We start from the raw sequence: 8,676 nt of genomic DNA, 5'->3' as shown, positions 1-8,676 counted from the left end.
GCCGACTACGGCTACATCCTGGAGAACGGCCGCATCGTCATGGACGGCGCCGCCCAGGATCTGCGCGAGAACGAGGACGTGAAAGAGTTCTACCTCGGCATGGGCGGCGGCGACCGCAAGAGTTTCAAGGACAACAAGAGCTACAAGCGCCGCAAGCGCTGGCTGGCCTGAGCTGTCGGTACACCCCGTCCTTCCCCTCTAGAAAGGTTCGCGCCGTGAGCGAGTTCTACGACGCCCTGGAAACCCGCGCCCATGCCCTGCGCGAGGCTGTGCAACTCGCGGCCCTGCCGGGCCAGGTCGCGCATGCGGCCGGCCGCACCCCGGCATTCGCCGAGATCCTTGCGGGGGTCGATGCCGCCCGGGTCACCAGCCGCGAGGCGCTCGCCCGGCTACCAGTGACCCGCAAGAGCGAACTGCTTGAACGCCAGAAAGCGCTGCGGGCCCGCGAGGCCTTCGGCGGCTTCTCGGCCATCGGCTGGACCGGACAGCCTGCGGCCACGGGTGCACGCCGCGTGTTCCAGTCGCCTGGCCCGATCTACGAGCCCGAAGGCGTCAGCGACGACTACTGGCGCATGGCGCGCGCGATCCACGCCGCCGGCTTCCGCGCCGGCGACCTGATCCACAACAGCTTCAGCTACCACCTGACGCCCGCTGGCTCGATGATGGAGACCGGCGCCCACGCGCTGGGCTGCAGCGTCTTCGCGGGGGGCGTGGGCAACACCGAGCTGCAGTTGCAGGCCGTGTCCGAACTCCGGCCGCAGGGCTACATCGGCACGCCCAGTTTCCTCAAGATACTGGTCGAGAAGGCGTCCGAGACCGGCGCCGACATCACCTCGATCACCAAGGCGCTGGTCAGCGGGGAAGCCTTCCCGCCGAGCTTGCGCGACTGGCTGGGCGAGCGCGGCATCGCCGGCTACCAGTGCTACGCCACCGCCGACCTCGGCCTGATCGCCTACGAGACACCGGCCCGCCAGGGGCTGGTGATCGACGAGGGCGTGATCGTCGAGATCGTCCGCCCCGGCACGGGCGACCCGGTTCCCGATGGTGAAGTCGGCGAGCTGGTGGTCACCACGCTCAACCCCGACTACCCGCTGATCCGCTTCGGGACCGGCGACCTGTCGGCCGTTCTGCTCGGCGACTGCCCCACCGGCCGCACCGCGCGGCGCATCAAGGGCTGGATGGGCCGGGCCGACCAGACGACCAAGGTACGCGGCATGTTCGTTCACCCGTCGCAGGTGGCCGAGGTCGTGCGCCGCCATCCGGAGATCGCCCGCGCCCGGCTGGTGGTGGAGGGCGAGATGGCCAACGACCGGATGAGCCTGCACGTCGAACTCGGCACCGTGCCAGAGGGACTGGCCAGCCGTGTCGCCGACTCGGTGCGCGACATCACCAAGCTGCGCGCGGACATCGTGGCCGTGTCGGCCGGCAGCCTGCCCAACGACGGCAAGGTGATCGAAGACCGGCGCAGCTACGCCTGATCCAGCGGTCAGCCTGCACGAACCTCTGCGCGTTACGTAGTTTCCGAGATGCGCCCCATGCGGACTGCCGCTAGGATCCGGCGCACTCATTGAACGAAACACTCGGCATTGCGCGCCACTGGAGACCCCATGAAGCATCTGATCACCGCCGCCACACTGGCTGCCCTGTCCCTGGGCGCCTCGGCACAGACCTATCCGGGCGACAAGCCCGTCACGATCATCGTCCCGTTCGCGGCTGGAGGTCCGACGGACAAGGTGGCGCGCGATCTGGCCGAAGCCCTGCGCAAACCCCTGGGTGGACAGGTGATCATCGAGAACGTCGCCGGCGCTGGCGGCACGCTCGGCCACACCAAGGTCGCCAAGGCCAGCCCGGACGGCTACACCCTGCTGCTGGCCCACGTGGCCATGGCCACCGCGCCGGCGCTCTACCGCAAGATGCAGTACGACGCGCTGACCGACTTCGAATACCTCGGCATGATCAATGAAGTGCCGATGACGCTGATCGGCCGCCCGAGCCTGCCGGCGAACAACTACGCCGAACTGACCAAGTGGCTCGACGCCAACAAGGGCAAGATCAACCTGGCCAACGCCGGTCTGGGATCGGCCTCGCACCTGTGCGGCCTGCTGTTCCAGCAGAGCATCAAGATCGACATGACCACCGTGCCGTACAAGGGCACCGGCCCGGCCATGACCGACCTGATCGGCGGGCAGGTGGACCTGATGTGCGACCAGTCCACCAACACCACCGGCCAGATCACCTCCGGCAAGGTCAAGGCCTACGCGGTCACGACCAACAAGCGCCTGACCACCGATGGGCTGAAGTCCCTGCCCACGCTCAACGAGGCGGGTCTGAAGGGCTTCAACGTCACGATCTGGCACGGCCTCTACGCGCCGAAGAACACCCCCAAGGCGGTGCTCGACAAGGTCAATGCCGCATTGAAGGTCGCGCTGAAGGACACCGAGTTCGTCAAGCACGAAGAAGCCCTCGGCGCCGACATCATCAGCGATGCCCGCGTCAACCCGGCCGAGCACAAGAAGTTCGTCGAGGCCGAACTCGCCAAGTGGGGCCCGGTCATCAAGGCCGCCGGCCAGTACGCCGACTGAAGCGGATCTCCGACCTGCCACTGGTCACGGGCCGCCCATTCGGGCGGCCTTTTTTGCATGGCGGCCCGACATCCGCCATCATCCCAACCATGCAAGTGCTACTGCTCGAAGACGACATCGACCTGGGACAGGCGGTCACCGACCACCTGGAGGCCGCCGGCCACCAGGTGTACTGGTGCAAGCTGATCTCCCAGGCCCGCGACCCCGGACCCGCGGATTTCGCGATGCTCGACCTGCAACTGCCGGACGGCGATGCACTGACGCTGTTGCGCCAGTGGCGTGCGGCCGGATTGCGCCTGCCCGTGCTGGTCATGACCGCCCGTGACCAGATCAGCGACCGCATCCAGGGGCTCGAAGCCGGGGCAGACGACTACCTCGTCAAGCCCTTCGATCTCGACGAGATGCTGGCCCGCATGTCTGCCATCCAGCGCCGCTCGACACCCAGCCCGCACATCAAGGTGCAGGACTGCGAGTTCGATCTGGCTCACTTGCGCGCCTGGCGGCACGGCGCCGGGGTGGACCTGACCGCGATGGAGTGGACGGTGCTGCGGGTGCTGTCCGGTCACATCGGCCGCATCTACAGCCGCACGGACATCGAGTCGACCCTGGTGTCCGAAGGCCTGCTCGCTGGCGAAAGCAACACGCTGGAGGTCATCATCAGCCGCCTGCGCAAGAAGCTTGGCGCTGGGCTGATCACCACCCACCGCGGGCTGGGCTACCGCCTTGAATCCTGACACCACCTCACCGACCGGCGTGATTCCAAGGCCAAGGCACAGCCTGGAGTCCCGGCTGCATGTGCGGCTGCTGCTGGTGCTGGGCATGCTGTGGCTGGTGGCAGCAGCGGCGGCGATCTACGAGGTCCGCAAGGAGACCAACGAGGTGCTCGACCTGGCGCTGGCCGAGAACGCCGAGCGCCTGCTCACCCTGCTGCCACTGCACACCGCTGCAGACCCGCTCGACGCGGACCGCGCCCGCATCGACAGCATCGGCCTGCGGCGGGACAGTTCCGAGCCGATCGTCGTCTACCAGGTGCTCGACCTGGACAACCGCATCCTGCTGCGCTCGGCCCATGCACCCGCCACGCCGCTCGCCCCCGGTGCGCGCGAGGGCATGAGCCTGCACGGCGACTGGCGCGTGGCCACCGTGACGCACCAGGGCCGCCGAGCGCAGTTCGCCGAGGCGGTCTGGCACCGCACGTCCACGCTGGAAAAGGCCTCCGTCACCCTGCTCATTCCACTGTTGCTGCTGCTGCCGCTGGCCGCGATGGTGCTGCACCAGGTCGTGCGCAAGACGTTCCGGCAGTTGCAGCCCGTGCAGGAAGAACTCGCCCGGCGCTCCGCCCACGACCTGCAGCCCATCTCGCTGCAAGACACCCCCACCGAGCTGCACCCGCTGATGGAGACCGTCAACGGCCTCATGGCGCGCGTGCAGGCGCTGCTGGCGGCCGAGCGAAGCTTTTCCGCCAAGATGGCGCATGAGCTGCGCACGCCACTGGCCGCCGCCCGCGCCCAGGCCCAGCGGCTCGCGCAGGAAACCGACGATGAGCGCACACGTGAACGCTCGCAGACGCTGGTGCGTCAGCTCGACCGCCTGACCCACCTCGCCACCCGACTGCTGCAGATCGCCCGGGTGGATTCCGGCGTCGCACTGCAACGCCAGTCCATCGATCTGCGGCAGCTTGCCCAGATGGTGGTCGACGAATTCCCTCAATCACGCGACCAGACCCACCAGCTGCGCCTGATCACCGACACCTCGCCTGCACCGGTGATGGGCGACATCGACGCGCTCGGCATCGCTGTGCGCAACCTGATCGACAACGCGCTGAAACACGCGGGCCCCGAGGCCAGCGTGGTCGTGCGGGTGCTGCCCGACGAGATCACCGTCACCGACGATGGCCCCGGTGCGCCGGGCACAGACCTGGCCGCGCTGACCCGCCCCTTCGAGCGCGGCAGCACCCTGGCCCGCGGCAGTGGGCTGGGGCTCTCGCTGGTGCAGACCATCGCGCGTCAATCGGGGGCGGAGCTGCTGCTGACTTCACCCGTGTCGGACGGGCGCGGCTGGCGGGCTTGCCTGTGGTTCAAGCCACGAGCGTGACGCGGGCGAACTTGCGCTTGCCGACCTGCACCACATAGGTGCCGACGTCCAGACGCAGCGCCTTGTCGCTGATGGTGCTGCCGTCGATGCGCACGCCGCCCTGCTCGACCAGGCGCTGGCCCTCGCCACCCGAGGCCACCAGCCCGGCCTGCCGCAGCAGCGCAGCGATGCCCAGCGGCGCACCCGTCAGTGACACCTCGGGCAGGACATCCGGCACACCACCGCGGGCGCGGTTCTGGAAGTCCTGTTCCGCGGCATCGGCCGCCGCGGCGCCATGGAAGCGCGTGGTGATCTCCTTGGCGAGTTGTACCTTGGCATCTTTCGGGTTGCGCCCGGCATCGACCTCGGCCTTCAGTGCCGCGATGTCGGCCTCGCTGCGGAAGCTCAGCAGCGTGAAGTAGGTCCACATCAGCGTGTCGCTGATCGAGAGCAGCTTGGCGTACATCGCGTTCGCCGGCTCGCTGATGCCGATGTAGTTGCCTTTGGACTTGGACATCTTCTCGACGCCGTCCAGCCCGACCAGCAGCGGCATGGTCAGGATGCACTGCGGCTCCTGTCCATATTCCTGCTGCAGGTGGCGCCCCATCAACAGGTTGAACTTCTGGTCCGTGCCACCGAGTTCCAGATCCGACTTCAGCGCCACAGAGTCATACCCCTGCATCAGGGGGTAGAGAAACTCGTGGACCGAGATCGGCGTGCCGGCCTTGAAACGGTTGGTGAAATCGTCGCGCTCCATCATCCGGGCCACGGTGTAGCGCGAGGCCAGCGCGATCATGCCCCGCGCACCCAGCGGGTCAGACCATTCAGAGTTGTAACGAATCTCGGTACGGGCCGGGTCCAGGACGAGGCTGGCCTGGCGGTAGTAGGTCTCCGCATTAGCCTGGATCTGCTCGGCCGTCAACGGCGGGCGGGTCGTGTTTCTGCCAGAAGGGTCACCGATCATCGAGGTGAAATCTCCGATCAGGAAGATCACCGTGTGGCCGAGATCCTGCAGCTGGCGCAACTTGTTGAGCACCACCGTGTGGCCGAGGTGGATGTCCGGCGCGGTCGGGTCCAGCCCCAGCTTGATGCGCAGCGGCACACCGGTGCGGTGCGAGCGGGTCAGCTTGGCCACCCATTCCGCACGCGGCAGCAGCTCTTCGCAACCCCGCAGCGTGACATCCAGTGCGGAACGCACGGATTCTTCGATTTCGATTAAATCAGGGAGCATGACGAAACGGGGGGTTATTAGTTCGTAACTTTGGCACACCTCGGTATACTGCGCCGAATTCGAGTTGGCCCGGATTCTAGAGTGTTCGGTGTTTGTTCCAGAGTAGAACAGACCCGGCACACCCAGGGGGAGGACGGTGCCGAGAGATCCACCGGACAGGCGTGTCCCGCGCCCGTCACGAACAAAGAACAGACTCGTGAACAATCTGGGCGAAAAAGCGCGCCTGCATCTGGCGCACGCAGACCTCACCGTTCGTCGGCATCCGAAGACGTTCAGTGCCATCGTCACCGCCGTGCTGACCCTCAGTGGTGTCACGGCCTTCGGTGTCGCACCACTGAGCATGGTCGACTCGACACCCAGGAACATCCAGCTGGTCACCGAATCCGTGTCCCCGGAAGGTCTGGCCGAACAAGCCGAGGCGCTGGCCGACTACGAGATGCTGCTGCACCGCAGCGACCTGACCCGCTCCACCGACACCGCCGACTCGCTGCTGCGCCGTCTGGGTGTTTCCGATCCGGAAGCCTCCGCATTCTTGCGCAAGGACTCCGTGGCCCGCACCATCCTTTCGGGCAGGCCGGGCAAGATGCTGCGGGCGGTCACCGAGTCGACCCCCGGCGGCGGCGAGTTGCAGGAGCTGATCGTGCGCAGCCCGGCCAGCGATGCGGCCCGCGTCGGCTCCCACTTCACCCGCATCACCGTGCGCCGCACCGAGCAGGGCCTGACCGCGCTCAGCGAGCAGGTGCCGATGAAGATCGAGACCCGCGGCGGCGCGGCCACGGTCACGTCCACGCTGTTCGCCGCGACCGACGAAGCCCGCATGCCCGACAACATCACGGGCCAGATGGCGGGCATGTTCGAGAACGATGTCGATTTCCGCAAGGACATCCGGCCGGGTGACAGCTTCGCAGTGGTCTACGAGACCATGACCGCGGACGGCGAGCCGGTCACCTGGACTGGAGCGGCCGGGCGCGTGCTGGCCGGGCGTTTCATCCATGGCAAGGAAACCCACGAAGCCGTCTGGTTCCAGGAACCCGGCAAGAAGGGCGAGTACTACAGCCTCAAGGGCCAGGGCAAGCAGAAGGCTTTCATGGCGTCGCCGCTGGCTTTCTCGCGCGTGACCTCCGGGTTCGCGATGCGCTTCCACCCGATCCTGCAGACATGGCGCGCCCACCTTGGCGTCGACCTTGGCGCCCCCATGGGCACGCCGGTACACACCGTCGGCAATGGAGTGGTGAGCTTCTCGGGTGTCCAGAATGGCTATGGCAACGTCGTTGTCGTCACCCACAGCGGCGGCCGTGAAACCGTGTATGCCCACCTGAGTCGCATCGACGTGAACAAGGGCACCACGGTCGCGCAAGGTGCCCTCATTGGCGCCGTCGGTGCCACCGGCTGGGCCACTGGCCCGCATCTGCACTTCGAGTTCAAGGTCAAGGGCGCACAAGTCGATCCGACGCAGATCGCCCGCGCCTCCGAAGCGTCCGAGCTGTCCGGTGCCGCCCGCGCCCGCTTTGACCAGCAGTCCCGGCAATTGCACGCGCAGTTGCTCGACTCCATCCGCCCGGTCGGAAAGCTGGCCCGCGTGGAATGAGCGAGCCGCACCACGACGCGCTCTTCATCGGCCTGATGTCGGGCACGTCGCTGGACGGTGTCGATGGCGTGCTGTGCCGGCTCGGTGCCGATGGGCGCTGGCTCGGCGTGCTGGCCCATGCCCACCAACCCTTCCCCGATGCCCTGCGCCAGTCACTGATGGCGCTGCAGGCGAGCGGCCCGGACGAGTTGCACCGCGCAGCCCTGGCCGGCAACGCCATCGCCGAACGCTACGCCGAGGTCGTCCACACCCTGCTCGCCCGCACCGGCACCCCCGCACACGCCGTGCGCGCCATCGGTGCCCACGGTCAGACCGTGCGCCACCAGCCCGGTCTGCACGACGGGGTGGGCTACACGCTGCAACTCGGCAACGGCGCCCTGCTCGCCGAGCGGACGGGCATCGATGTCATCGCCGATCTGCGCAGCCGCGATGTTGCGGCTGGCGGCCAGGGTGCGCCGCTGGTGCCGTGTTTCCACCAGCACGTCTTCGGCCGCCCCGATGCCACACGCGCCGTGGTCAACATCGGCGGCATCAGCAACCTGACCATCCTGCGACCGAGTGAGCCCGCACGGGGTTTCGATTGCGGCCCCGGCAATGCGCTGATGGACCACTGGATCCACCACCACCAAGGCCACGACTACGACGACCGCGGCGCCTGGGCCGCCAGCGGCACGGTGTTGCCCGTCCTGCTCGCCGACCTGCTCGCCCAGCCCTATTTCGCTCTGCAGCCGCCCAAGAGCACCGGGCGCGATCTGTTCCACCCCGCGTGGCTGCAGGAGCGACTGGATGCCCTCGCTGCCGTGGCCAAGCCGATTCCCGCCGATGTACAGGCCACGCTGTGCGAGTTCACCGCGGCGACGATCGCCGACGACGTGCAGCGGCATGCGGCCGATGCCGCCGATCTGCTGGTTTGTGGCGGGGGTGCCTTCAACGACGCGCTGATCGGGCGTCTGAAGGCCCGTCTGCCTGGTCTGGTGATCCATTCCACGGACACCCAGGGCCTGCCGGCACTGCAGGTCGAAGCTGCGGCATTCGCGTGGCTGGCGCACCGGCATGTGCATCGGTGGGCGGCGAACGAGCCGGCAGTGACGGGGGCGGCTGGGTTGCGGGTGCTGGGGGCGTGTTATCCGGCTTGAGTAGGCAAAGCCACCAAATCGAAACCGCGACACTGATGTCATGACAATGTCTGGCATCGTGACTAT

At 67.4% G+C, this 8,676-nt stretch carries 7 protein-coding genes and 1 pseudogene; 7 read left to right on the top strand and 1 reads right to left on the bottom strand.

The annotated features are described in order from the left end of the window. The 5 genes and pseudogenes from RMP06_RS02080 to RMP06_RS02060 form a co-directional block, all read left to right on the top strand. A pseudogene (locus RMP06_RS02080) lies at window positions 1-171 on the top strand (ABC transporter ATP-binding protein); the annotation flags it as partial. Window positions 172-215: 44 nt separating this feature from the next. Further along, on the top strand, window positions 216-1,478 hold the full coding sequence (locus RMP06_RS02075; RefSeq protein ID WP_310460118.1) for a phenylacetate--CoA ligase family protein: 1,263 nt from the start codon (window positions 216-218) through the stop codon (window positions 1,476-1,478). Window positions 1,479-1,607: 129 nt separating this feature from the next. Beyond that, window positions 1,608-2,582 (top strand): tripartite tricarboxylate transporter substrate-binding protein, encoded by a 975-nt coding sequence (locus tag RMP06_RS02070; protein ID WP_310460117.1) that lies wholly within the window; start codon window positions 1,608-1,610, stop codon window positions 2,580-2,582. An 89-nt stretch (window positions 2,583-2,671) separates the two neighbouring features. Next, on the top strand, window positions 2,672-3,316 hold the full coding sequence (locus tag RMP06_RS02065; RefSeq protein ID WP_310460116.1) for a response regulator transcription factor: 645 nt from the start codon (window positions 2,672-2,674) through the stop codon (window positions 3,314-3,316). Then, entirely contained in the window at window positions 3,306-4,676 is a 1,371-nt protein-coding gene (locus RMP06_RS02060; protein WP_310460115.1) for a sensor histidine kinase, read from the top strand. The genes RMP06_RS02065 and RMP06_RS02060 overlap by 11 nt, the downstream gene beginning before the upstream one ends. Here RMP06_RS02060 and tyrS read toward each other — a convergent pair. Next, window positions 4,660-5,886, bottom strand: a complete 1,227-nt coding sequence (gene tyrS, locus RMP06_RS02055) for a tyrosine--tRNA ligase (RefSeq protein WP_310460114.1) — start codon at window positions 5,884-5,886, stop codon at window positions 4,660-4,662. The two genes, RMP06_RS02060 and tyrS, sit on opposite strands and share 17 nt — an antisense overlap. Window positions 5,887-6,082: 196 nt before the next feature. On the opposite strand from tyrS, the gene RMP06_RS02050 reads away from it, so the two are divergent. Then, entirely contained in the window at window positions 6,083-7,474 is a 1,392-nt protein-coding gene (locus RMP06_RS02050; RefSeq protein ID WP_310460113.1) for a M23 family metallopeptidase, read from the top strand. Continuing rightward, the gene (locus tag RMP06_RS02045) at window positions 7,471-8,610 is read left to right on the top strand and encodes an anhydro-N-acetylmuramic acid kinase (RefSeq protein WP_310460112.1); all 1,140 of its coding nucleotides are present in this window, start codon (window positions 7,471-7,473) and stop codon (window positions 8,608-8,610) included. Before RMP06_RS02050 ends, RMP06_RS02045 begins: the two co-directional genes overlap by 4 nt. The last annotated feature ends 66 nt before the right edge of the window (window positions 8,611-8,676 follow it).

This window comes from Sphaerotilus sp. (assembly GCF_031429695.1).
In the GTDB taxonomy this organism is placed as follows: domain Bacteria; phylum Pseudomonadota; class Gammaproteobacteria; order Burkholderiales; family Burkholderiaceae_C; genus Sphaerotilus.
The sequence above is the reverse complement of the archived record's forward strand: the minus strand, read 5'-3'. Positions and strand labels throughout refer to the sequence as shown.

Excerpts from the sequence above, each read along its gene's own strand:
- RMP06_RS02070 (WP_310460117.1), top strand. The coding sequence starts at position 1,608 with ATGAAGCATCTGATCACCGCCGCCACACTGGCTGCCCTGTCCCTGGGC.
- RMP06_RS02045 (WP_310460112.1), top strand. The coding sequence starts at position 7,471 with ATGAGCGAGCCGCACCACGACGCGCTCTTCATCGGCCTGATGTCGGGC.
- tyrS (WP_310460114.1), bottom strand. The coding sequence starts at position 5,886 with ATGCTCCCTGATTTAATCGAAATCGAAGAATCCGTGCGTTCCGCACTG.
- RMP06_RS02065 (WP_310460116.1), top strand. The coding sequence starts at position 2,672 with ATGCAAGTGCTACTGCTCGAAGACGACATCGACCTGGGACAGGCGGTC.